The following is a 24,747-nucleotide window of genomic DNA, read 5'->3' as shown; positions in this document are numbered from 1 at the left end:
TAACCCTGATTTTTAATTTACTTGAATATCTGGTTTGTTTGGTAAAAATGTTCCTATAACAGCTCCTATTATTGCAGGAAGTAACCATGCTAAGCCCCATGAAGCTAAAGGTAAATGTTCTACTATATTTGTAATCTTCCATATTTCAAATCTATTTAATAATTCTAAAGTACTGACTATTAGTGTTGCATATACTGCGTGTTTGTAAATATTTTTATTAGGTTCTTTTCCTAGAATCATAGTAAGTAATATCATTACAATTACAACTGGATACATAAACACAAGTATTGGTTCTGCAAATCCTATTATTGATTCTACTCCCCTTATGGACATAAGAGCACTAAATATAGTTGTTCCTATTACTAAGGTTTCATATTTTAATTTACCATTACTTATTTTATTAAAATATTGCCCAACTGTAGCAGTAAGTCCTATTGTAGTAGTTAAACATGCTAAGGATACAACTACTCCTAAACCTATTTTTCCAAAGCTCTCTAAGGAATTATTTGCTATATTTACTATTAAATCTACCTTTTCTATATCCTTTGAAAATAATGAACCTCCTGTTGCTCCTAAATATCCTAGTCCGCCATAAACTAAAGTAAGAGCTGATACTGCTATTAAACCAGCCTTTTTAGTCATCTTCATTTGTTCCTTTTCATCATTATAACCACTTTGAATAAGTGATGTAGTTATAATTCCACCAAATAATATGGAAGCTAAGGCATCCATGGTTTGATACCCACTAATAAACCCTTCAGAAAAAGGTCTTGCAAAGTCTTCTGGCACAGGCATACCCATAGGATCAACTATTCCCTTAACTATGATTAAAATCAATAGAATCAGTAAAGCAGGTGTTAATACTTTTCCTATTTTATCTATTACGTCATTTGGCTTTATAACCAATAATAAAGTTATACCAAAATATATTATGGAAAATATAACAGGATTGCCATTGGGCATCAATGGTAAAACCCCTATTTCAAAAGCAGTTGCTCCTGTTCTTGGAATTGCTAATAATGGACCTATGGCTAAAACCACTGTTATGCCTAAAAATTTACTAAACAACGGTGAAACTCTTCTACCTAGTTTGTCCACATCTCCTCCAGCTTTAGCTGAAGCAATTATTCCTAAAAGTGGTAACCCAATTCCTGTAATAAAAAATCCAAACATAGACCAATTCCATTTTTGTCCCGCTAAAAGTCCTAAAAATGGTGGAAATATTAAATTTCCTGCTCCAAAAAACATGGAGAATAATGCCGCTCCTAAAATAAGTGCATCATTTTTCTTTTTCACAACAACACCTCGCTACAATTTTGTAATTATTCAAATTGTAACACAAGTTTGAAAACAATACAACCCTTTTTGATTCTATCAAAAAAGGTTGTTAAATATATCCATTTAAGCCTCTAACAGAAACTTCTCCTGAATAGATATTATCAACTGTCCCATCTTGAAATTCTACTACTAATTCTCCCTCTTCATTGATGTCTAAGACCTTACCTAGTGTTTCTTCTTCCCCTTTAATTATTCTCACTTCTTTACCAATTAGTGCAGAGCTTTCTCTACATACTTTTATTGCCTTAGAAATACTCTTTTTATCTCTAAAATCAATATATAGTTTTTCAAATTCATTTATAATATTTCCTAATAATTCTTTTCTATTTATTTCTATACCTTTACTTATTTTAATTGACATGGCTTTATCTTTCAAATCCACAGGTATATCTTCTTGGTTAAAGTTAACATTTATCCCGATACCCATTACTACATAATTAATCATATTTAACTCACAGTTCATTTCAGTAAGTATTCCACAAATCTTTTTGCCATCTATTAGTATATCGTTGGGCCATTTTATTTGAGATTCTATATTCATATTTTTCAATGCCTTATGTACAGCTGCTGCCCCTAACAAAGTTATTTTTGATACCTTAATTGGGTCCACCTTAGGTTTTAGGATTATACTCATCCATATACCTTTTCCTTTTGGAGATACCCAATGTCTGCCCAATCTTCCTTTTCCTTCTGTTTGCTCTTCTGAAATTACAACGGTTCCTTCATTTTCGTCAAAGGCTATTTTCTTAGCCTTTTTATTAGTAGAATCTATGGTATCAAAATATTTTATATTTCTGCCTATAAAGCTTGTATCTAAATAGGGTTCAACTTCTTCCAACGTCAAAATATCTGGCAAGGATATTATTTTATATCCTTTACTAGGTACAGATTCTATATTATATCCATCTTCTTTTAAAGCATTGATATATTTCCATATGGCTGCACGGGTCATATGAAACTCCTTAGATATTTCTTCACCTGAAATAAAATCCTCACCATTCTTTAGCATATTTAAAATTTTTTGTTTCAATATATCACCACCTAAAATATAGTAAATAGATAATAGTGAATAGTTAAAAGACCATAAATTTTCACTTAAAACTATTCACCATTCATCATTCACTTTCATTATTTATAAATGCAGTACATCTCTCATAGTATATAATCCCGGTTCTTTACCTATAAGAAACTTTGCTGCCTCCAATGCTCCACTGGCAAATACCTTTCTATCATAAGCCTCATGGCTAATTTTTATGGCTTCTAATTCTCCAATAAAACCAGCTTCATGAAATCCTATTATATTTCCTGCTCTTAAAGAGTGGATTCCTATTTCTCCTTTTTCTCTGGGACATTCTCCAACTCTTCCATGTTGATGATTTCTCTGTTCTCCCAATCCTCTTTCTATGGACTCTACTATTGTAACTGCACTGCCTGAAGGAGCATCCTTCTTTCTATTATGGTGAGACTCTATTACTTCAATATCAGTTTTTTGACCTAATATCCTAGCCGTCTGTTCTACTAGACTAAATAATAAATTCATACCCATAGACATATTAGTAGCATAAAGAATAGGAATCATTGTGGAAGTTACTTGTATCTTTTTTAATTGTTCTTCATTATATCCTGTAGTACCTATTACAACAGGGATATTTCTATCTAAACCAATACTCAGTACCTTATCTAAAGTGGACTCATGGGTAAAGTCTAATAATATATCAAAGTTAATATTATCCCCTATTACTGGAACTTTTCTGCATATGCCATATATATTATTCCAATAGGAGTCCTCCATTGCCAACTCCTTAATAGTACTTCCCATTTTCCCCTCTATTCCATTGATTAATAAATCCATATTTTCCTCCTAAACTAGATTTAGTCTTTTCATCTCTTGGATTAATTTTATTTTATTGCCCTCCTCCATAGATGTAAGAGGTAATCTCAATTGATCCTCAATATATCTCATTTCTGATAGAGCTGCCTTAACTGGTATTGGGTTTACTTCTGAGAATAATAAATCTATCAATTTCTTATATTCTAATTGAATTTTTAAAGCTTCAGCAACATTTCCTTCCATAAAAGCTTCACACATTTCCTGCATTTCTTTAGGAATTATATTTGATGCTACAGAAATCACTCCATGACCACCACAAGCATATACAGGTATTACTTGGTCATCATTACCTGAATAGATCATGAAATCTTCTGATACCAATCTTTTTATTTCTAGTACTTGTGATATATTTCCACTGGCTTCCTTAACTCCTATTACATTTTCTACCTTGGACATAGTTACAATTACATCTGGTGGTATATTTACTGCTGTTCTTCCAGGAACATTATATAATATAACTGGTAATTTTGTATTCTTTGCAACTTCTGTAAAATGTGCTATCATACCTTTATTTGTACATTTATTATAATATGGAGTTACAAGTAATATTCCATCTGCTCCCAGTTCCTCTGCTTGTTTAGTATACTTTACTGAAGTTTCAGTAGAATTTGAGCCAGTACCTACTATAATTGGAATTCTCTTTGCATTTTTTTCTACAGCTGTTTTTATAATTTCTTCTCTTTCTTCATAACTAATAGTTGAAGCTTCTCCAGTTGTACCTAGCACTATCAATGCTTGAGTTTTATTTTGAATTTGAAACTCAATCAATCTTTCATAAGCTTCTTTATGAAATTTTCCATCTTTAAATGGAGTAACTATTGCAACACCTGCTCCTTTAAACATAATTATCCCTCCAATTTTATAGTTTCTATAGCTTCTATAATTTGAACAGCATTAGTAGCTGCCCCTTTTCTAAGATTATCTGCTACTACCCAAAGAGATAGCCCCTTAGGGTCATAAATATCTTTTCTTAATCTTCCTACATAAGTATAATCTGTATTCTCTGCTTGAAGTGGTGTAGGATATTTATTTTCACTAGGTTCATCTTCTAATACTATTCCTTCTGCCTTCTCCAATAAACTTCTTATTTCCTTTATATTTACTTCTTCTTTAAGTTCTAGATATACGGACTCACTATGACCATAGAAAACTGGAATTCTAACAGCTGTAGGATTTATTTCTATGGACTCATCATCTAATATCTTATGTGTTTCATATACCATCTTTAACTCTTCCTTTGTAAATCCATTTTCATTAAAGACGTCAATATGGGGTATACAATTTCCTGCAATTTTTCTTGTATATACTTTATTTGGATAATCTTTATCTTTAATTTGATTTTCAAGTTCTTCAATAGCCTTGTAACCACTTCCTGATACTGCTTGATAGGTAGATACTACAATTCTTTTTATTCCATATTTCTTATATATTGGAGCTATGGCTACTATCATCTGTGTGGTGGAGCAATTTGGATTTGCTATTATTCCTCTATATCCTCTTAGTACATGAGAATTCACTTCTGGTATTACTAAAGGTATATTTTCCATCATTCTAAAATGTGAGGAATTATCTATTACTATATTACCTGCATCTGCTGCAATAGGTGCAAACTTTTCTGATATACTTCCACCTGCTGCAAATAACAAATAATCATACTTTTCTTTCATAACCTCTTCAGTTAATAGTTCTACTGTCATATCTTTATCTCTAAGTTTCACTATTTTTCCAGCTGAATTTTTAGATGCGAATAATCTAAAATTATCTACATCTATATTTCTTTCCAATATTACTTCTATCATTTTTTGTCCAACAGCACCAGTAGCACCTACTATTCCAATCTTTAAACCCATTTTGTCACTCCTCCCTTAGTTCTTTTGTAGATATATTATATATCTTTTAGGATTTCTAGGCAATCTTATTAAAGCCTATTATCATTATATGAAAAACTTTCTAAATATTAGCTTGTATTTATGATTATAATATATAATATAATAAATATATGAAATTTGGAGGTGGTAATTTTGCTAAATAAAAAAATCTCTCTTTTGATTCTTATTATACTAATACTTTCTATATCTAGTGTAAGTTTTGCCGATGATACTTTAGGTATTAGAAGTTGGACAGTATTTTCTACTTTAAATGAAAATGGTGACTTAATTATTTCAGAAGATATTACATTTGATTTTAGGGATAAATTCAATGGAGTGTATAGAAACATAGTCTTAACAAATACTGATGGAATTGAAAATTTAAAACTATCTCAATTAGAAGATAATGATGAAATTTTTTATACATTAGTAGACTCTGCTAAAAAAGGTGATAAAAACGTATTTACTGCTGCAAAGAAGAAGGATACTCTGGAATTAATGATATTTTCTCCATCTAATAATGAAGAAAAAACCTTTAGAATTAATTACACAGTTAAAAATGTGGCAATTAGACATAAAGACATTGGAGAGTTATATTATAAATTCATAGGTAAGGAAAATGCTACTCCAATTGAGTATTTCTCTGCTAAAATCACTTTACCTAAGATAGATAGAGAAAAGACTAAAATATTTGCACATGGTCCTCTCCATGGAACAATTGATTTTTTAGAAGATAATTTAATAGAATTAGAAGTATTTAATGTGCCTGCTGAAACCTTTGTAGAAGGAAGAATACTGTTTCCTCCTGACTTCATAGGTGCTAGTGAAAACATTGGAAATAGTAGCTTTGAAAATATAATGGATGAAGAACTAGTTCTTATTAGGTCAATTGAAAAGAAAGCTGAATCAAGAGCTAAAAATAAAACTCTTTTTGGCAATATATCCCTTATATTTACAGCATTAGGAGTTGCTATTATAGGGTTTGTATTTAATAAGTTTAGAAGAAATATAGATAGTAGTTCTTCTTACTTTTCACTCAATGACATTACCCCTGCTGAATTGCGATTATTTTTCCAGAACATTATAGACTCTAGATCCTTAATGACAACAATCTTTGATTTAGCAAGAAAAGGATTTTTAACCGTTGAAGAAATAGAAACGTCTCAAAAGAGTTCCAAAAAAAAGAAAAAAGATTTTTTATTTAGAAAAACTAAAAACTCTGATTTTGATTTAACTTCTCATGAAAAATATATCTTCAATTGGCTGTTTAACCATATTGGAAATGGACAAAAAGTATCCACAAAAGATATAGAGGATTATAGAAAGTCTAGTTATACTAAATTTAATAAAGAGCTTTTAGCTTGGCAAAATGAAGTAAGATCCGATGTAAAGTCACAGGGCTATTATGACGATAGAGGGCATAAATGGGGATGGTTCGTACTTTTTCTTGGTATAATTTCTCTTATTTTAGGACTGCTTTCTCTGACTTTTGATTCTCTTTACGGTATTATCCCTCTTTTACTATCAGTACCTATATTTTTCTATTCTATAGTTCTTCTTTTTAGAAAATCTGATAAGGGATATATTCAATATTTAATATGGAAAGATATAAAAAGAGATTTATCTAAAAATAGAGATATACTTAAAGACTATGATACCAATATACCAACTGATAGGATATTGATATATGCCTTAGCTTTAGGATTACCTATGAAAACCATAGATAATTTCAGAGATAACTTCCAAGAATCTTACAATCCCAGTCATTGGGCATATTTATATTTCTTAACTAATAAATATGGAGGTTCCATGTTTGAAGATAGATTTAATTCTTCCTTTTATCCTGGTTCTTCAACTACTAATTCAAGTTCTATTGGTAGTGGTGGTGGCTTCTCTGGCGGAGGAGGAGGAGGTGCTGGTGGTGGAGGTGCAGGAGGATTTTAACTGGTAACAGTTCACCAATAATAAAAAAGGAATTTGGATTAATCCAAATTCCTTTTTTATTATTATTTACCGTTTAGTAAATCTTTTAAATTTCCCAGTATCTTATATTCTGTAGTTTTTAACTCCTGAATATTTTTCTTGCCTAATAAAAGCATTATTATTTTCATTTTATGTGTAGTTGCTTCCATATAATCCTTGGCATTTTCATATCCTCCATGTAGAAGGTAAGATAAAATTTCACCAGATATTCCTACCATTTGTCCACCAAGAATCAGAGATTTTACAATATCCATACTATTTCTTATGCCACCACTAGAAATTATATTTAAGTCCTCTGGCAATTCTCTACATTTAATTAAAGATAGTGCTGTGGGTATGCCCCATGAGTAAAGTTCTGAAAAATCTATACTATTATATCTAATATTTTCAATTTCAATAAAATTAGTTCCACCAAAACCTGATATATCAACATTTCTAACACCTATATTATATAATTTAGATGCAGCTTCCTTTGATATGCCAAATCCAACTTCTTTTACTATAACAGGTTTATCTATGGTTTTCACTATTGTTTCAATATTTTCCAATATACCCTTAAAATCCCTATCTCCTTCTAACATGACTATTTCTTGGGCTGGATTTAGGTGTAATTGTATTGCATCTGCCTTTACCATCTCTAAGGCTTTGTTTACTTCATCTATAGATGATTGAGCATTAAGATTTGCTATAACAATCCCCTCATCACCTATTATTTCTCTAACTATAGTGAAAGATTCTCGGCATTCCTCATCATCACATAATGCTATGGTCTGTGATCCTACTGCCATGGGAATATTATACTCTTTAGCAATAAGTGCTAAATCTTGATTAATTTCCTGAGAAAATTCTGCCCCACCTGTCATTGCATTTATAATAATAGGGTAGCCTACTGTTCTTCCTAAAAAACTTGTTGTTGTATCTATATGATTGAAATCTAGATTTGGTAATGAATTATGCTCTATAAATACATCTTCAAACAATGTATTTCCCTTATAGGTTGTCCTCAAATAGTTCTCAACATGCTCTTTTTTCCTTATTTTTCTCATGTTTCCACCTCTATCTATTGATCTAATAAATAGTCTCCAAACATCTCTTTAACAATTTCTTCTGTTTGTTCCCTATCATATATCCAATAATCTATTTTGGAAATCTTTTTATCATATCCTGGAATTGTATTCGTCTTCATATTTTCCATATCTATTTTTCTTGCTGCATTTGCTCCTTTTAGTATAACATTTAAAGGGATATTTGTATCTACATATTCAAAATAAGTGTTAACCAATTTTGGTAACTTTAAAATATTTTTAGGCTTTAAGGTTTGCTTTATCATTTCTTTCATAAACATTTGCTGTGCCTTAATCCTTCCAATATCTCCTTCTGCATATCCTGATCTATATCTTAGGAAATCATGGGATTTCTTTCCGTCTAGCACCTGCAAGCCCTTTTTTAAATTTATATTTAAAGGCGGATCACAAGTTGGGTCGGAGTATTTCATATTTTTTGGTACATCTATCTCTACTCCGCCTATGGCGTCTACAATTCCCATTACTGCTTTATAGTCAACCTTTACATAATAATCAATATCTAAATTAAGGAAATCTCTTACTGTCTGCATAGTAAGTTCTGGTCCGCCAAAAGCATGAGCATGGTTAATTTTATCTTCTGTATTCCTTACTTTTACTCTAGTGTCTCTAGGTATGGATAGTAAGTTTATTCCACCTGTTTCTAAATTAACCTTAAAAAGCATCATGGTGTCAGTACGGGTCCCCTTGGACTTTTTAACATCCTTTGCATCTACACCCATTAATAAAAATAGTATCTCTTCTTCATTCTTGGGTTCGATTACATCTTCATCAGTATTATTCTCTGTGTTGTCTTCTTCCCCTGTTGCCACAGTTGTATTATTTTTAGAGAATATCTTTTCACCAAAGAAACCAAATACCAATGCAAAGCATGCAAAAGATATTATAAATGATAATATAAATTTTTTCTTCATCATCACACCTCAAGTATTTTAAGTTATACATTAAATAATACTACATATAAAGAATAATTACAATTATAAATATACTAGAAAACGTTACAATTTGGATACAACAATGATTTGGTAAATAAAAGATATGTTATTCAGCCTATTTTATTGACGATAATTTAATAATCAATGTAATAATTGGCAACTTAATAACAGTCCTAGAAATCAATATATCTAAGTCTTTAATATAAATTTACTTATAGTATATTTTTTTCTATAGATATTTTCTATTGGATTTGAATATAGTTTTATGATAGTCTACTGAAGGAAGATATTGTTTAAATTCAGAGAAAAGGAGATGTCTAAATGAAGGAAATCATTAAAAAACTACCCGTACCTATTGTGGGACTAATGTTAGCTTTAGCAGCAACAGGAAACTTAGTATTATCTTATGGTGAAATTTATAGAAATATTTTTGGCGCTTTATCCGCAATCATTTTGCTTCTTATATTGGCTAAGATTATTATGTTTCCAAAAGGAGTATCTGAAGCCCTAGAAAACCCAGTGGTTGCAAGTGTTTTTCCTACTCTTTCTATGGGAATTATGCTTTTATCCACATATATTAAACCTATTGTACCAACTATAGGATTTGCTGTGTGGATTGTAGGTTTAGTTCTTCACGCAGTTCTAATAATTATTTTCTCAAAAAATTATTTAGTAAACTTTAATATCAAAAAAGTTTTTCCTTCTTGGTTTATTGTTTATGTAGGTATAGTAGTAGGTTCTGTTACTGCCCCAGCCTTCGGCATGGAAAGTATAGGAAAAATCTTATTTTGGTTTGGACTTATATCCTACTTTCTACTACTACCAGCAGTACTTAAAAGAATTGTTAAAGTTAAAGAGATACCAGAACCAGCGTTACCAACTATGGCAATATTTACAGCACCCGTTGCTCTTTGTTTAGCTGGATATATGAATTCATTTCAAGACAAAAACATTTTTATAGTTTGGTTCTTACTGGCTTTATCTCAATTATCATATTTATTTGTATTGCTACAACTTCCTAAACTACTTAGTTTAAAGTTTTATCCATCTTACTCAGCATTTACATTCCCATTGGTTATCAGTGGAATTTCAATTAAACTTACTAATGGATTTTTAACTAATTTAGGAAAACCAATATCTATATTAAAGTATATTGTAAAATTTGAGGAATTCTTAGGTGTGGCTATTGTTCTTTATGTACTAGTTAGATATATAAGCTTTTTATTTGCAAAACCTGAAACTGCAAAGTAAGAAAACCTTCTATGAACATAAAAAACCACCAATTGGTGGTTTTTTTCTTATTTATTCTTCTGACAACAATCTCTTTTCTCCAGTAATAGCTTGAATAGGAGCTATATCTTGAGAAAATTCCAATGTCCCTAAAAACTCTCCGTTTTCATCTCTTACAGCATAGTAACTAATCATTACAAACTTATCTCCCATTTTAATCCAGAAACTTTCGCTATCCTTCTCCCCAGATTTAAAAGAGTTTACTATTTTCTCCACAACATTTACTGATGCTGGGGGATGACAGTTTTCTACAGTTCTGCCTATTACTGCCTTAGTTCTAGCGAATATTCTTTCTTTTCCTTGAGAGAAATATTTAACTATATTATCTTTATCTACAAAGGTCATATCTCCTGGTATAGTATTAAATATGTGGTTGATTTCCTTAGTTGACAGAATTCCTGTTTCAAATTTTATATAACCCTTATCTACATTTGTTCCTTCAGTTTCTTCCTTTACCTTTTCTTCCACATCTAGTCTTGCTCTGTGCCATTTCTCTTCTGGAGCAATTATTGCATACCCTATTTCATCTGATTCATTATATATATTGATCCATTCATCTTCCGTTAAGGTATCTAAACACATTGAAAACAATATACTTTCTTCTTTAAATATCATTTCCTTTATTTCATTTAAAGCAGTTTCTGCTTTCTTTAATACTTCTTCCTTATTTCCTTTATATGAAGTTAAAGATAGCTTAACAGCTTTAATCATTGCCCTTATTTCGTCATCTACACCCCACATAACTTTTGGAGGAGATGTTATTCCATACTTTTCTAGATATGGGAATATTAAGTTCTCCTTTCTACTGTAATGTTTGTCAATATCCCATAATAAATTTACATCTGCTATTAAAGCCAGTATATTTTCTTTTGAGTCGTCATCTTCAAATCTACCTAAATTAGGTTTCATTGTACCTTCTATATAATCTTCTATTGCTTTGTTTTCTTGTCTCATGGTATAGACTGGATGACCTGGTACTTCTTCGGGATGGTGAATTTCCTCTATGGAACCTTTAAATACTTCTGCGTGAACATTACAAAGGTTTTGAATTTCCTCTATAGGTAGTCCTTCTTTTACAAGTTGTACTTCCATTTCAGATATTTCCTTTGCTGTTACACCTTGAATCACTTGGGCAAACTTCGCTTTTACTTCTTCTACAGTCTTGCCTTCATGTAACTCCCTTATGACTTCCTTTAGTTTTTCTTGCCTATATTCTCTATTATTAATTAATTCACTCATATTCTCACTCCTTAAAGCTATTTGTAAAATATTATACCCTTAAACATCAATATATTTCACAAATACAAAAAATACCCCTTATTAAAGGGGTATTTCCTTATTTAGTTACTTCTAGTATTGATATTGCTTCATTTACAAGGGATACAACTTCATCTTGAACTGCTTTATTTATTATAAGATCATTTTCTTCAATAACATTAATATATTTATTTACTATATGTGCAGTTACCGAATCCTTTATATTTGCAGTTTTCTTATAGCTTTCTAATATATCATTATGAATTTTATTTGTAGTATTATCAGATATAGGTGTATTATCCACTCCATCTAAATAAAGAGCTAGCTTCCCTCTGTAAAGCCTTAATACTTCTTCGTATCTTTTGACTCCTGAATACTGCTGTATATAGTTTTCAGTTTTTACTATTCTTGATGCTAAGTCATCATAAGATATTTGAAGTCCGGCATCTATTACTACTGGAGTATTTGAATCCATTGCTTTTATTTCTATATATTCCTTTACTTCATTTGAAACATAATTGTTGTATTTTTTTAATTTTTCATAATCTGTCACTGGATAGAAGTTTCCCTCTAAATTTATAAGTTTATATTTATTCTCCAATAATTGAGTTATTTGTTTTTTTAATTCGTCATTCTTTATATCTTTAACCTTGTCCTCTGGAAAGAAAAGTTCAGTTCCCGCAATACTCATTAGTTCTCCATTAGAGTCTATCTCAAATATATTATCCATTATAGCATTTAGAGATTCTTCTAGAGCTGTTTCTAAATCTAATACCATTCTATCTCCCTCTATTTGGGAAAGGCCTTCTATATTATCATCAACAAACTTTACTATTTTGCTTAAGTCATTTGTTTTCAAAGCACTGTCGAATTCCTTCATTATGGTTGCCTTATCCTTTTCAGTATCAGAGGAATTATTTACAGCTTCTGTTGGGTTTTTAGATGGATCAGCTTTTTCCGGATTCTTTTTTTTGCAACCTGCAAGGCTTAAAACTAGAATCATAGACATGAATACAATAAATATACTCTTTCTATTTTTCACATTATCACCACTTTCATTTATAATTGAATTTATATCTATTATACCCAAGCTATAATTATAAGTCTTTACAATTCCATTACAAATTGAGAAAAATAGAAGTAAAACTTTCCATTCCTATAAAGTAATACTTTTTTATGAGATTTTATTATATAATTATATATATAGTCTAAAGGGGTGAGGATATGGATATCAAAGTTTTAAGAGAAGAGAAATCTGTTTCTCAGGTAAATAATTTTTTTCTTGGTGTTGTTTTATGGTCTGTATTTATTCAGTTCATGCCTATTAACCCAAATTATTATCAGTATATAGCATTTCTAATACCTATAAGTATTTACTTGTTTTTAAACAAATCCAATATAGAGAGAATATTAAAGCCTAATATGTTAAATCTAAAAAGCATATTTATTATAGTTTGTATATGGGTTTCAGTTTTACCTATTATACTTTTGATGGCGGAATTATATATTTACTTCTTTGGAGATACTTTAGCCAATATTGTTTCTCAAAACTCTCACGAGTCTTTAACCATTAACTTTTTTCTTATAGCCATAACTCCAGCTATTTTAGAAGAACTTTTAATGAGAGGAATTATTTTAGATGGATATAGAAATAAATCTAGGTTAGTTGCAGCTATAATGAATGGATTTATGTTTGGAATGTTACATCTGAACTCTTTTCAATTTTTCCATACATTTATAGCAGGAATAATTGCTTCTTATCTTGTATATGCTACAAATTCTATATTTGCAGGTATGCTTATTCATACAATCAATAATGGACTTCCTTTAATTATTGATTATTTATATCCTGTAGTACCTGAAGAAACATCTATTGCAGAACCAAATTTTATAGGATTAGTTATATTTGCTTTAATAGGTCTTGTATTTTTAATCAAACTATTTAGATTACTATTTAAGGTGAATAATATATCTACAAAGGAAAATAGAGGTTTTTCTAAAGAAAAAATATTTGGTTTTCCACTTTTAATATCTACAATTATATTTATAGGATTTAGTATATTAATCATACTTAATATATGATAAAAAAAGCCTCCAAAGGATTCTAGTGTTGCATCAAAATAAAAAATACCAGTTGACATGGTAAAATTTGATTAATGAAAAAAAGAGCCTCATTTGGTTTAATGGAATTATCGAGAAACCATACACCAAGGAGGTTCTTTTTCATGTATATAAATAATAATAAAATATTTTTTGATAAAATAACACAAGTAATTAATGGTAATATACTAAATATGCTTGTCAAAAAATATAATACAGATTACAGGACGCAGCATTTTGATACTTCTTCACACCTACTTGCAATGCTTTTCTTTCAGTTAAAGGGTTTAAATAGTTTGAGGGAACTGCAAACTAATATCTCAAATAATAATAAATTAAGAAAAATGATTAATGTACCAAGTGTTTCCCAATTTTCAAGAAAGAATGCTAACAGGGATTATAGGGTTTTCGAGGAACTTTACTATCATATAGTAAACAAGGCTACAAAAATGTTTGGTCTTCAGCGTATCAATAAGGATCTTCCAATAATTAAAATTATAGACTCTACTATGATAGATTTGCCTTTCAATTTTGTTAAAGAATTTCGTTATGATAATAAACAGAAACGTTCGGCAGTTAAAGTAAGTACTCTTTTTAATGGCGATTTCCCTGAAAAGATACACATAGTATCAGGAAAAGTAAATGATAGAAAATGTATAGATGACATGATTAATAATAAGGATGCTATATATCTATTTGATAGAGGATATTCTGATTATAAATGGTATGATAAATTAACTGATGATAAATATAAATTTATAACAAGGCAGGTATCTAATGCCTGTGTTGAAGAAATCAAAAGCACCTATGTGGAAAATGATTTAATATTTGATTATGAAATTACAATGGGAACTGAATATAGTAAGAATAAAACCGAGCACACATATAGGGAAATCCTAACTTTTGATGAAAACGAGGAAGAATTTAGACTTGTAACAAATATATTTGATATACCAGCAGAAGGAATAATAGCTTTATATAAGAAACGTTGGAAAATAGAGTTGTTCTTTAAGTGGATTAAACAAAATCTTAAAATAAAGAAGTGTATCGGGTATTCTGAAAATGCTATAAAGATCCAAATATATACTGCCTTGATAATGTATATGCTGTTATATATTTTTAAGATGAAAATAAACTCTAAATTATCAATGCTAGTTCTTACAAGGATTATAAAAGTAAATATATTAGAGAATTTCAATGAAAGTATAGAATATTTATTGACGGGATAATACTTGGATAAAATTGGATGATTGTTAATTAGCCTTGTAGCACTTTTAGCTCCCTATATGGTAATATTAGACAATTATGTATTACACTGTAGAATTAGGAATCCCTTGGATGTAATTTATATCATCCAAGGGATTCTCACTTTGTCAATATTTAATTGTTTCCTAAATGCAACACTAGAATCCAAAGGAGGCTTTTTTTTACATTCCTGGTACGCAGATTATTTTTCCTACTACAAAATCACCAGGGGACATTGTCGGATTTGCTATTAATAATTCTGCAACTGTTGTGTTAAATTTTTGTGCCAATGCTGCTATTATAGAACCAGTTGTCGGTACATCACATTGATCTATTTTATATTGCTTATATTTAGGTGGACAAGGACATCCCATTTCTTGATGTGGCATTATACATAATTCTTGCCCCACTCTCAAGTGATTTAAATCTACGTTTGGATTTGCGTCTGCTAAAGTTGTTAATGATATATTATATCTTAACATTATATCTACTGCTGTTTCTCCAGCTGTAACAGTGTGAATTACTCCACCTGGACAAGGTATTTCTGTCTTAGGAACACAAATCAATTGACCTACTTGTAAGTTGTTAGGATCAACTCCAGGATTTGCTGCCATCAATGCTTGTAAAGATACATTGAACATCATTGCTATACTATATAGAGTGTCCCCTGGTCTTACTGTATAATATACTCCATTACATGGTGGTACAGGGCTACCCATCGGGATACAAATCACTTGACCTATTTGTAGATTATTAGGATTGATTCCTGGATTTATTGCCATTATAGCTTCTACTGTTGTGTTATATGTTATTGCTAAGTTATATAGCGTATCTCCTGATTTTATTGTATAAGCGAAACTTCCTATCGGACATTGTTTCGGTGGAGTTGTTCCTTGTGGTATACAAATCACTTGACCTATTTGTAGGTTATTAGGATTAATTCCTGGATTTATTGCCATTATAGCTTCTACTGTTGTATTATATGTTATTGCCAACTTATATAGTGTATCTCCTGATTTTATTGTATAAGGAAAACTTCCTGTCGGACATTGTCTTGGTGGAGTTGTTCCTTGTGGTATACAAATCACTTGACCTATTTGTAGATTATTAGGATTAATTCCTGGATTTATTGCCATTATAGCTTCTACTGTTGTGTTATATGTTATTGCCAACTTATATAGTGTATCTCCTGATTTTATTGTATAAGGAAAACTTCCTGTTGGACATTGTCTTGGTGGAGTTGTTCCTTGTGGTATACAAATCACTTGACCTATTTGTAGATTATTAGGATTAATTCCTGGATTTATTGCCATTATAGCTTCTACTGTTGTATTATATGTTATTGCCAACTTATATAGTGTATCTCCTGATTTTATTGTATAAGGAAAACTTCCTGTTGGACATTGTCTTGGTGGAGTTGTTCCTTGTGGTATACAAATCACTTGACCTATTTGTAAATTATTAGGATTAATTCCTGGATTCAGCTTCATTATAGCTTCTACCGTTGTATTATATTTAATCGCTAAATTATATAATGTATCTCCTGACTTTATTGTATAAGAGAAACTCCCTGTTGGACATTGTTTCGGTGGAGTTGTCCCTTCTGGTATACAAATTCTTTGTCCTATTTGTAAATTATTAGGATTAATTCCAGGATTCAGCTTCATTATGGCTTCCACTGTTGTATTATAAGTCATTGCCAACTTATAAAGTGTATCTCCTGATTTTATCGTATAAGAAAAACTTCCTGTTGGACATGCTCTATTATTACACATATTGACCCACCCTTCTTTTATTATTCTTTGCATTAATATACTATGCAAATTTATAAAGAAGGGTTACAGTGAGTATTTCAAAATATTATATTCTTTTACCTTGATAAGAATCTCTTGTTTTTAGCTCTTTGTCTATGGAAGATAGTACTCTTAACTTGTCTAAACTCCATATAGGTTCATGAAGTAATTCCCTTTTACCATCACCAGTTACTCTATGAATTACCATATCCTTTGGCATTAACTCCAAAGCATCTACTACTAAAGATATATATTCTTCCCTTGTCATTATATCAAATGGGGTTTTTAGATAATAATCATATAAATCTGTATCCTTCTGGATATATAGAGAATGAAGTTTAATTCCCCAAGTATTTGTATTTGCCACATATTTTACTGTCTCTAAGATTTCCCCTCTGCTCTCATTTGGTAATCCTAATATTATATGGGTTACTACTTTAATACTTCGCTTTTTTAAATTCTCTATTCCTTCATTATATACGGATAAAGGATAGCCTCTCCTAATAAAATTAGAAGTTCTTTCATGAATAGTTTGTAACCCCAACTCTATCCATAAATAAGTTTGTCTATTTAAATCCTCTAATAAATCAAGAACTTCTTCATCTAAACAGTCTGGCCTTGTGGCTATGGCAATACCTACAACACCTTCTATATTTACAGCTTCATAATATAAGGTTTTTAGTCTTTCAATTGAACCATATGTATTTGTGAAATTTTGAAAGTATACTATATATTTATCTGTATTCCATTTTTTACATAGAAGTCTTTTCTGCTCTTCTACCTGTTCTTTTATAGAAAAAGTTCTACTTCCTGCAAATTCTCCTGAACCCTCTTCACCACAAAATATACACCCCTTAGTACCAACAGTACCATCTCTGTTGGGGCAAGTAAATCCACCGTCTAAAGATAGTTTCATTACCTTAGTACCAAATTTATTTTTCAATTCTTCATTTAGTGTATTATATCTCTTTGACATACTCTTATCTCCACTTCTATAAAATATCATAAATTTTATCAGATAAATCCATATTAGACAATCCATTTTTTATATCCAATATCATTCTATTGCATAATATGGGAATAGTATAAATAATAGGAGGGATTTTTTATGTTTGATAATTATAACAATGTAAAAAGATGGGAATTATGGGGTATACTTTGGATAGTTTTAATAGGATCTTTACTTCATTTTACTTATGAATGGTCTGGTAATTCTTATATCGTAGGGTCATTCAGCGCTGTTAATGAAAGTGTTTGGGAACATCTTAAATTAGGATATTTTCCTCTGCTTCTTTTCTCTATTGTTGAATATTGGTTTGTCAGAAATAAAGTAAGGAATTTTTATTTTTCAAAGACTATTGGAATTATTGCCATGGAGTTATTTATTATAATTTCCTTTTATTTCTATACTGCCATAACAAACAAACCTATTTTATTTATGGATATTGGTCTTTTTATATTAGGTGCTGTAATTTGTCAATTAATTAGTTTTAAACTAATGAAATTAAATATTGGTAAATCTTCTAATATTATATGGTTTAGTTTATTTATATTAATAGGATGTATTTTCGTTTTATTTACATTTTATACACCAGAGCTACCTTTATTTATGGATTATAATACTAAGAAATACGGAGTATAAATTTGTTATACAATAATATATTTATCATACCATAACAATAAAAATCTCTAAAAATATAAAAATCAGTAGAACTTTTTTTATTTCTACTGATTTTTTATTTCATATTTATTCTCCAATTTCAATAGCATTTACAGGACATTTCTCCATGGCTATTATTACTTTATCTCCTTCATTATCTTTTATTTTATCAATTATTAAACTTGCCTTTTTATTTTTAATCTTAAAATATTCAGGTGCTTCCTTAGTACATAATCCACAGCCTATACAAGCACTAGTATTTATTTGTATTTCTCCTTTTTCTAGTATTTCATCTTCATAAGGTACATCTTCTCTTTTGACTATTTTACCTATGATATATCCCATAGTGATTATAGCTATAGTTGTGAAAATCCATCTAGTTATCATAAACTTAGGGCTTAAGAACTTTGCTTCATTAGCAAGCATAGGAATCTTGATTACTGCCCAAGAACTTAGTATCACTACTATATTGGAAACACTTGCTCCCTTTTTAAGTAGAGTTTTACATACTGGAAATGCTGCATAAATAGGTCCAGCAGAAATACTACCTAATGCCAAAGAAATAACTGAACCTTTTAATCCTGCACTTTCACCAAGAGCATTCATAATTATATTTTTAGGTATCCATGTTTCAATAAGTCCTGTAAGTAAAAATACTACAGGCATTATAATAATCATTTCCTTCAAATAATATCCAGTATTATTGACAGACAATATAGCTTTTTCAGTATTTATAATAAACAATATTATATATATGACTATAATACCAAATATAAATGAGTTTTTCTTTATTCTCTCAATCATAGCACTACCCCCATTAATAGTGAAATAATAATCGCAAATCCAAAGCTTAATAAATTTCTTACTATAGTAAACTTAGTTCCAAATTCTTTTTTTTCTAAATTAAATGTTACTAATCCAACCATTGTAAGGGTAGTCAAGAATGCCACGGCTGGCATGATACTAGCACCCATATCCACAATTGAACCAACTAATGGGAATGCAACAAAAGCTGGAATAAGTGTTATACTTCCAAGTAAAGCAGCTATTATTGTTGATAACAAGGTATTAGAATTACCCAAATAATCTTTTATAAGATTTGGTGGAATAAAGGTGAGTATTAATCCTATTAAAAATAATATTCCAAGTATCTGACCTAACATACTCCCCATCATTTTCCTTGATTTTTTCATAGAATTAATAGTTCTCTCTTTGTCTTTTATCATAGAGATGATAAACCAAATTAAAGTTATAATCCAAAGTCCTTTTGTAAAAATATCCATAAAATCTCTCCTTTCTATTTACTACTTTTAAATCATATACTACAATAGTATAATAAAAAGTAACTATAGTTACTTTTTGGAGGTATTTATGAAAACTTTTAATTATATGGATATTATATTAAGTATTTCTTTATTTAAAGACTTCAGTATTAAAGAGTTATATTCATTTTTAGTAGATAAATATTTAATCCAAAGCTATGGAAAAAATGAAATCATATATTTACAACATGAAAAGGCTATTACCATGGATATAATTCTAGAAGGTGAAGTAATTGTGCAGAATATAGATAAAAACGGGAATATATTGTCTATAGTCTCTCTTTCTGCAGGTGACATGCTTGGTGGAAACTTAATCTTTTCTAATAAGAATACATATCCAATGACAATCATCTCTAAAACTAATACTAAATTGCTAAAAATAAAAAAAGATTTAGTATTAGAACTATGTTATGAAAACAAAATATTCCTAGCTGGTTTTCTTGAAATCCTTTCAGATAAAGCCCTAGTTTTAACCACTAAGATTAATTCTTTATCTATGAAAACTATTAGAGAAAAACTTATGGATTTCTTAATATTTGAATCCAACAGGCAAAATAGCAATATAATCAAACTCTCCATTTCAAAGAAGGAATTAGCCGAAAAATTTGGTGTAGAAAGACCTTCTTTGCAAAGAGAATTAAGAAAAATGCAAAATGATGGAATAATAGATTATGACTCTAAAAATATAATCTTGAAGAAAAGGTGATTTTATGAGTAAAGTTCCTACACATTTAGTAGAAAAAATAAATACAATTCCAACTAAATCAGGAGTATATAAAATGTTAGATTCCCATGGAACAATTATATATATAGGAAAAAGCATTTCTCTTAAAAATAGGGTAAAGTCATATTTTACAGATAATCCAAAATGGAGCAAGGTGGAAAAGATGGTAGCATTTATTGATGATATTGAATATATAGTTACAGATACTCACCTTGAAGCAAGACTGTTAGAATGTACATTAATTAAAGATATAAAACCTCTATTTAATTCTCAATTTAAAAATGATGAAAAATATGCTTATTTAAAAATAGAAGATTATAATATTTATAATCCTCTAGCCATAGTAAATACTAGAGAAGAAAATTCTTATGGTCCCTTTAGGCGAAAGTTTTCCTTAAAAGAATTAATTGACTCCTTTAAAAATATATATCCCATAATTGAAGACAATCAAACTTATAGTTTTCAGTATAATTTAATACCTATTTCTATGGATAAAAATCATTTTGAAAAAAACAAAAAGTCTTTAGAAGAAATCTTTTCTGATGATAAAAAAATGGTATTATTAATTAATAAACTAGAAGAAAAAATGAAAGAAGCAGCCATAGAACTTCAATTTGCCACTGCCTCAATTTACAGAGATATGATATATGGATTGAATTACTTAAAAACTGGAATATATGGATATAAGACTATTTTATCTAAGGATATAGTTATAAAATTACCTATTGATATGGGCTATAAACTATTTTTCATATCTCAAGGAAAAATTATATTGAAATCTAGCTTTCAAACTTTAACGGAAAAAGATTTAAATCTCTTTATTGATGAAGGGAAAAGCCTTAAATTATCTATTCCTAAAGATTTCAATGAAAAACCAAGTATGGACTATAGGGATATTTTATATTCAGAGATTAAATCACTATCTCAAGAAATGGTTATATATTTATAATTGATTTTAATCATAAAAATCCCTCCAAGTAGACAGTTTAATTAATTAAACTGTCTACTTGGAGGGATCATATCACACACCATTTAACATTTCTTTACTTTGTACAAGTCTCCAGTATTGTCAGTTCTTTTTTATCTGCATCAAGACGAGCCTTTACTCCAAAAGGTAGTGTAACCATTGGTTCACAGTGTCCTCCTTGAAGATTATATATAGTAGGTTTTCCAACTGGTTTTATATGATCTTCTATAACTTGTTCCAATGTTAGATTTTCATCATGTTTATCAGATACACATTTATTAAAATCTCCAAGTATAATTCCACTAGATTCCTCTAGCTTACCTGATAATCTCAATTGGTTTAACATTCTGTCTATATTATATAGTTCTTCCCCTATTTCTTCAATAAATAGAATTTTACCCTTTACATTTATTTCATAAGGCGTACCTATTGTATCTACTATTAGTGACAAGTTTCCACCTATTATAGTACCTTCAGCTATACCACCATTTATAGTAATTATTTCTTCTCCCAATGGATTGGATATAGCTCCTATGGCTTCTGTTCTCATAATTGCTTTATAAAGGCTTTCCTTAGAAAAATCAGAAAAGTTTCCTATTATATCTGAGGACACCATAGGTCCATGAAAAGTCACTAAATCAGCCATTTGAGTAAATGCTATATGAAGTGCTGTAATATCACTATATCCTACAAATACTTTAGGATTATTTTTTATGGCTTCATAATCTATTAAATCTAAAATACGAGGAGTTCCATATCCACCTCTCATACATATAATTCCATCTACTTCATTATCTCTAAACATTTCATTTAAATCTTCTGCCCTAATACTATCTGTTCCTGATAAGTAACCATATCTTTCATAAGGGCTTTTACCCATTTTTACATTAAAACCCATCTCAACAAGTTTATCATATGCTTTCTTTACATTTTCTTCTGTAGTAGGACTAGCTGGTGCAATAATTCCTATGGTATCCCCTAGTTTTAGTGCCTTTGGTTTAATCATCAATATACCCTCCTAATGTTACATTCCAAAGAATAATCTCGTTACTATAACAGCAGTTATAAGTCCCGCTAGGTCAGCCAATAATCCAACTGATAATGCGTGTCTTTGTTTTTTTACAGCAACTGAACCAAAGTACACTGCTAGTACATAAAATGTGGTCTCTGTTGAACCCATCATAACTGCTGCCATACGTCCTATTAAGGATTCAGGACCATGAGTTGTGATTAAATCTGTCATTACACCTTGAGCGCCTCCACCTGATAGTGGTCTCATAAATGCCATTGGTAAAACTTCTCCCGGCATACCAATTAAATTAGTTATTGGACTTAAAGCCTTAGTAAGTAAGTCCATAGCTCCCGATGCTCTAAAAGCTCCTATGGCTACTAACATTGCTACTAAAAAAGGGATAATTCTTACGGCAGTACTAAACCCTTCTTTTGCTCCCTCTGTAAATGATTCATATACTTTAACCTTTTTGGACATTCCAAATACTATAAATCCTACAATTATTAAAGGAATGGCATAAGTTGATATGACTTCCATGGTTTTTACAAACATTTATATTCCTCCTATCTCTTATTTATTGTTATTAGCTTTTTTTATCTGATACTTAGGCAACTTTTGAAATACTCTAGCCATAATCACAGCTACAACTGTTGATACTGTTGTGGCTACTAATGTGGGCCCTATTATCTCAGTGGGATTTGTTGCTCCTGCTGCAGCTAATATTGCAATAGTAGACGCTGGAATAAGAGTCACTGAGGAAGTATTAATTGCTAAGAACGTAACCATAGCGTCCGTTGCCGTTTCTTTATCGTCACTTAATTTCTGTAATTCCCCCATTGCTTTTAATCCTAATGGCGTAGCTGCATTACCTAATCCTAACATATTTGCTGCTATATTCATTATCATTGCTCCCATTGCAGGGTGTTCTGGTGGCACATCTGGAAATAACCATACCATCAGTGGTTTTAATAATCTCGCAAGCTTTTCAACTAAACCTGAGTCTTCTGCAATTTTCATGAGTCCCAACCATAAAGTCATTACTCCTATAAGTCCTAAAGCTAAATCAACTCCAGTTTTTGCATTATCAATTGCTGCATTGGTTACTGCATCAAGATTTCCTGTAAAGGCTCCAACTACAAATCCAATTATAAGTAAACCAGCCCAAATAAAGTTAATCATTTAATTTCCTCCTTTTTTTCATCATGTTTAGTTATTGCCATTATATTTGTTGCAATAAATATGCCATATTTATTTTAAATCTTAAAACTTCATAAAAATTTTAATTCTCTTATTTGAAAGACTTGTCCCACTCTTCAAACAATTTCGCACCCTATTTACTTTATTATAAAATAAATAGAGTACGATAAACAGGACTATAATCCGAAAATATGGAATATTCTATATCTATTTTATAGTTTTTGAAATGCTTTTTCAATAAATTTAATTTTAGAATATTGTACCTATATCTGTAATGCTATTTGCAAGATCTTCTCTATAATCTTTATCCTTGGGATTTAAGCTATTTATATTGACTCCGTCTATACTGGCACTGGAATGTATGTACTTGTCATTTCCTATATACATTGCCACATGACCTGGAAAAAACAAAAGATCTCCTGACTTTATCTCCTCTAAGGTAATACTTCTCATGTATTCATCTTTTCTTATGGCATCTCTATATATTATAATTCCATTTAACATATAGGATATAGAGCATAAACCTGAGCAATCTATTCCTAAAGGACTTTTTCCACCCCATCTATACTGTGAACCTAAATATAACATAGCTGTTTTAACTAAATTTTCTCTTAATTCATCTTCCTTATTCTTGTCATAATTTGTAATCCTATATCCTATAAATTTTGTTCTAACCCATCCCTTACTATTATCAGATAGTTGAATTTCTGTCCAACCATCTTTTTCCCTTCCAGTGGTTATGATTATAGCTCCTCTAGTGAGCATCTCCTTTACATATCCTTTGTAGTCAGCTTCTGGCATAACATCTGCCACTTCATGAAGAATTACCTTGTCTGCTTTATGTAACCATTCAGTAGCTTTGGTGTTATCCATAATCATATTTGACCCATGAACATATCCTTTATAATTATAGTGAGTCTCCACATAATACCAGTCATCACCCACATCTTCCAGAATCTTTACTACCATGCCATACAAACCTTCATCAGCCATTTCACTATAATATGTTGGATGAAGATTTATAGGTACCACTGTTTTGTTTAAAATCCCTAATCTATTATTCAAATTATCACCTCAAAATAT

The 24,747-nt window shown here is 30.1% G+C and carries 24 protein-coding genes; 7 read left to right on the top strand and 17 right to left on the bottom strand.

Annotated elements, in window-relative coordinates; all coding sequences use genetic code 11:
* Positions 1-12 precede the first annotated feature (12 nt).
* The 5 genes from brnQ to KQI41_RS02435 all read right to left on the bottom strand — a co-directional run bounded on the left by brnQ (position 13) and on the right by KQI41_RS02435 (position 5,079).
* The gene (brnQ, locus tag KQI41_RS02455) at positions 13-1,296 is read right to left on the bottom strand and encodes a branched-chain amino acid transport system II carrier protein (protein WP_216584781.1); all 1,284 of its coding nucleotides are present in this window, start codon (positions 1,294-1,296) and stop codon (positions 13-15) included.
* Between the two features lie 91 nt (positions 1,297-1,387).
* Complete coding sequence (locus KQI41_RS02450; protein ID WP_216584780.1) at positions 1,388-2,368, bottom strand: biotin--[acetyl-CoA-carboxylase] ligase; 981 nt, start codon at positions 2,366-2,368, stop codon at positions 1,388-1,390.
* Between the two features lie 102 nt (positions 2,369-2,470).
* The gene (gene dapB / locus KQI41_RS02445; RefSeq protein WP_216584779.1) at positions 2,471-3,190 is read right to left on the bottom strand and encodes a 4-hydroxy-tetrahydrodipicolinate reductase; all 720 of its coding nucleotides are present in this window, start codon (positions 3,188-3,190) and stop codon (positions 2,471-2,473) included.
* Between the two features lie 9 nt (positions 3,191-3,199).
* Positions 3,200-4,072, bottom strand: a complete 873-nt coding sequence (gene dapA / locus KQI41_RS02440; RefSeq protein ID WP_154440752.1) for a 4-hydroxy-tetrahydrodipicolinate synthase — start codon at positions 4,070-4,072, stop codon at positions 3,200-3,202.
* Between the two features lie 2 nt (positions 4,073-4,074).
* Complete coding sequence (locus KQI41_RS02435) at positions 4,075-5,079, bottom strand: aspartate-semialdehyde dehydrogenase (RefSeq protein ID WP_154440753.1); 1,005 nt, start codon at positions 5,077-5,079, stop codon at positions 4,075-4,077.
* 171 nt (positions 5,080-5,250) lie between these two features.
* On the opposite strand from KQI41_RS02435, the gene KQI41_RS02430 reads away from it, so the two are divergent.
* On the top strand, positions 5,251-7,041 hold the full coding sequence (locus KQI41_RS02430) for a DUF2207 domain-containing protein (protein ID WP_216584778.1): 1,791 nt from the start codon (positions 5,251-5,253) through the stop codon (positions 7,039-7,041).
* Between the two features lie 62 nt (positions 7,042-7,103).
* On the opposite strand, the gene fni is transcribed toward KQI41_RS02430, so the two are convergent.
* A complete protein-coding gene (fni, locus tag KQI41_RS02425) occupies positions 7,104-8,126 on the bottom strand; it encodes a type 2 isopentenyl-diphosphate Delta-isomerase (protein WP_216584777.1) in 1,023 nt (340 codons plus the stop codon).
* A 14-nt stretch (positions 8,127-8,140) separates the two neighbouring features.
* A complete protein-coding gene (locus tag KQI41_RS02420) occupies positions 8,141-9,076 on the bottom strand; it encodes an LCP family protein (protein WP_154440756.1) in 936 nt (311 codons plus the stop codon).
* 342 nt (positions 9,077-9,418) lie between these two features.
* Between KQI41_RS02420 and KQI41_RS02415 the strand changes: the two genes are divergently transcribed.
* Positions 9,419-10,348, top strand: a complete 930-nt coding sequence (locus tag KQI41_RS02415) for a TDT family transporter (protein WP_216584776.1) — start codon at positions 9,419-9,421, stop codon at positions 10,346-10,348.
* A gap of 51 nt (positions 10,349-10,399) precedes the next feature.
* Here KQI41_RS02415 and KQI41_RS02410 read toward each other — a convergent pair whose 3' ends face one another.
* A complete protein-coding gene (locus KQI41_RS02410) occupies positions 10,400-11,626 on the bottom strand; it encodes a DUF438 domain-containing protein (protein ID WP_154443114.1) in 1,227 nt (408 codons plus the stop codon).
* A 97-nt stretch (positions 11,627-11,723) separates the two neighbouring features.
* Entirely contained in the window at positions 11,724-12,686 is a 963-nt protein-coding gene (locus KQI41_RS02405; protein ID WP_154443113.1) for a hypothetical protein, read from the bottom strand.
* Positions 12,687-12,868: 182 nt separating this feature from the next.
* Between KQI41_RS02405 and KQI41_RS02400 the strand changes: the two genes are divergently transcribed.
* Positions 12,869-13,726: a CPBP family intramembrane glutamic endopeptidase gene (locus KQI41_RS02400; protein WP_216584775.1), complete on the top strand. Its 858-nt coding sequence runs from the start codon at positions 12,869-12,871 to the stop codon at positions 13,724-13,726.
* A gap of 143 nt (positions 13,727-13,869) precedes the next feature.
* Positions 13,870-14,973, top strand: coding sequence for an IS4 family transposase (locus tag KQI41_RS02395; protein WP_195838079.1), 1,104 nt, complete (start codon positions 13,870-13,872; stop codon positions 14,971-14,973).
* 198 nt (positions 14,974-15,171) lie between these two features.
* On the opposite strand, the gene KQI41_RS02390 is transcribed toward KQI41_RS02395, so the two are convergent.
* A complete protein-coding gene (locus KQI41_RS02390) occupies positions 15,172-16,764 on the bottom strand; it encodes a muramidase family protein (RefSeq protein WP_216584774.1) in 1,593 nt (530 codons plus the stop codon).
* 85 nt (positions 16,765-16,849) lie between these two features.
* A complete protein-coding gene (gene mnmL, locus KQI41_RS02385) occupies positions 16,850-17,758 on the bottom strand; it encodes a tRNA modification radical SAM protein MnmL/YtqA (RefSeq protein WP_216584773.1) in 909 nt (302 codons plus the stop codon).
* Positions 17,759-17,890: 132 nt separating this feature from the next.
* On the opposite strand from mnmL, the gene KQI41_RS02380 reads away from it, so the two are divergent.
* Positions 17,891-18,424 carry a DUF6512 family protein gene (locus tag KQI41_RS02380; RefSeq protein WP_216584772.1) on the top strand — a complete coding sequence of 178 codons (534 nt, stop codon included), beginning with the start codon at positions 17,891-17,893 and terminating at the stop codon, positions 18,422-18,424.
* A 105-nt stretch (positions 18,425-18,529) separates the two neighbouring features.
* Here KQI41_RS02380 and KQI41_RS02375 read toward each other — a convergent pair whose 3' ends face one another.
* On the bottom strand, positions 18,530-19,246 hold the full coding sequence (locus KQI41_RS02375) for a permease (protein ID WP_216584771.1): 717 nt from the start codon (positions 19,244-19,246) through the stop codon (positions 18,530-18,532).
* Positions 19,243-19,725 carry a permease gene (locus KQI41_RS02370; protein WP_216584770.1) on the bottom strand — a complete coding sequence of 161 codons (483 nt, stop codon included), beginning with the start codon at positions 19,723-19,725 and terminating at the stop codon, positions 19,243-19,245. Before KQI41_RS02370 ends, KQI41_RS02375 begins: the two co-directional genes overlap by 4 nt.
* Before the next feature lie 88 nt (positions 19,726-19,813).
* On the opposite strand from KQI41_RS02370, the gene KQI41_RS02365 reads away from it, so the two are divergent.
* On the top strand, positions 19,814-20,470 hold the full coding sequence (locus KQI41_RS02365) for a Crp/Fnr family transcriptional regulator (protein WP_216584769.1): 657 nt from the start codon (positions 19,814-19,816) through the stop codon (positions 20,468-20,470).
* Positions 20,471-20,474: 4 nt separating this feature from the next.
* Positions 20,475-21,437, top strand: a complete 963-nt coding sequence (locus tag KQI41_RS02360) for a GIY-YIG nuclease family protein (protein WP_216584768.1) — start codon at positions 20,475-20,477, stop codon at positions 21,435-21,437.
* Positions 21,438-21,531: 94 nt separating this feature from the next.
* On the opposite strand, the gene KQI41_RS02355 is transcribed toward KQI41_RS02360, so the two are convergent.
* The 4 genes from KQI41_RS02355 to KQI41_RS02340 form a co-directional block, all read right to left on the bottom strand.
* Positions 21,532-22,461, bottom strand: a complete 930-nt coding sequence (locus tag KQI41_RS02355; RefSeq protein WP_216584767.1) for a S66 peptidase family protein — start codon at positions 22,459-22,461, stop codon at positions 21,532-21,534.
* Positions 22,462-22,479: 18 nt separating this feature from the next.
* Positions 22,480-23,019, bottom strand: coding sequence for a spore maturation protein (locus KQI41_RS02350; protein WP_154442069.1), 540 nt, complete (start codon positions 23,017-23,019; stop codon positions 22,480-22,482).
* Positions 23,020-23,037: 18 nt separating this feature from the next.
* Entirely contained in the window at positions 23,038-23,646 is a 609-nt protein-coding gene (locus KQI41_RS02345) for a nucleoside recognition domain-containing protein (protein WP_154442067.1), read from the bottom strand.
* A gap of 267 nt (positions 23,647-23,913) precedes the next feature.
* Positions 23,914-24,729, bottom strand: coding sequence for a C40 family peptidase (locus KQI41_RS02340; RefSeq protein WP_216584766.1), 816 nt, complete (start codon positions 24,727-24,729; stop codon positions 23,914-23,916).
* Positions 24,730-24,747: the final 18 nt, after the last annotated feature.

It is taken from the genome of Tissierella pigra (assembly GCF_018917845.1).
GTDB classification, from domain to species: Bacteria; Bacillota; Clostridia; order Tissierellales; family Tissierellaceae; genus Tissierella; species Tissierella pigra.
This window is presented reverse-complemented; position numbering and strand designations above follow the sequence as displayed.

Bases quoted from the DNA above. Each gene is read 5' to 3' on its own strand.
- KQI41_RS02435 (WP_154440753.1), bottom strand. From the start codon at position 5,079: ATGGGTTTAAAGATTGGAATAGTAGGTGCTACTGGTGCTGTTGGACAA.
- KQI41_RS02375 (WP_216584771.1), bottom strand. From the start codon at position 19,246: ATGATTGAGAGAATAAAGAAAAACTCATTTATATTTGGTATTATAGTC.
- KQI41_RS02390 (WP_216584774.1), bottom strand. From the start codon at position 16,764: ATGTGTAATAATAGAGCATGTCCAACAGGAAGTTTTTCTTATACGATA.
- dapA (WP_154440752.1), bottom strand. From the start codon at position 4,072: ATGTTTAAAGGAGCAGGTGTTGCAATAGTTACTCCATTTAAAGATGGA.
- KQI41_RS02360 (WP_216584768.1), top strand. From the start codon at position 20,475: ATGAGTAAAGTTCCTACACATTTAGTAGAAAAAATAAATACAATTCCA.
- fni (WP_216584777.1), bottom strand. From the start codon at position 8,126: ATGAGAAAAATAAGGAAAAAAGAGCATGTTGAGAACTATTTGAGGACA.
- KQI41_RS02410 (WP_154443114.1), bottom strand. From the start codon at position 11,626: ATGAGTGAATTAATTAATAATAGAGAATATAGGCAAGAAAAACTAAAG.
- KQI41_RS02350 (WP_154442069.1), bottom strand. From the start codon at position 23,019: ATGTTTGTAAAAACCATGGAAGTCATATCAACTTATGCCATTCCTTTA.
- KQI41_RS02370 (WP_216584770.1), bottom strand. From the start codon at position 19,725: ATGGATATTTTTACAAAAGGACTTTGGATTATAACTTTAATTTGGTTT.
- KQI41_RS02380 (WP_216584772.1), top strand. From the start codon at position 17,891: ATGTTTGATAATTATAACAATGTAAAAAGATGGGAATTATGGGGTATA.
- KQI41_RS02395 (WP_195838079.1), top strand. From the start codon at position 13,870: ATGTATATAAATAATAATAAAATATTTTTTGATAAAATAACACAAGTA.
- KQI41_RS02420 (WP_154440756.1), bottom strand. From the start codon at position 9,076: ATGAAGAAAAAATTTATATTATCATTTATAATATCTTTTGCATGCTTT.
- KQI41_RS02365 (WP_216584769.1), top strand. From the start codon at position 19,814: ATGAAAACTTTTAATTATATGGATATTATATTAAGTATTTCTTTATTT.
- KQI41_RS02345 (WP_154442067.1), bottom strand. From the start codon at position 23,646: ATGATTAACTTTATTTGGGCTGGTTTACTTATAATTGGATTTGTAGTT.
- dapB (WP_216584779.1), bottom strand. From the start codon at position 3,190: ATGGATTTATTAATCAATGGAATAGAGGGGAAAATGGGAAGTACTATT.
- KQI41_RS02415 (WP_216584776.1), top strand. From the start codon at position 9,419: ATGAAGGAAATCATTAAAAAACTACCCGTACCTATTGTGGGACTAATG.
- KQI41_RS02400 (WP_216584775.1), top strand. From the start codon at position 12,869: ATGGATATCAAAGTTTTAAGAGAAGAGAAATCTGTTTCTCAGGTAAAT.
- KQI41_RS02355 (WP_216584767.1), bottom strand. From the start codon at position 22,461: ATGATTAAACCAAAGGCACTAAAACTAGGGGATACCATAGGAATTATT.
- mnmL (WP_216584773.1), bottom strand. From the start codon at position 17,758: ATGTCAAAGAGATATAATACACTAAATGAAGAATTGAAAAATAAATTT.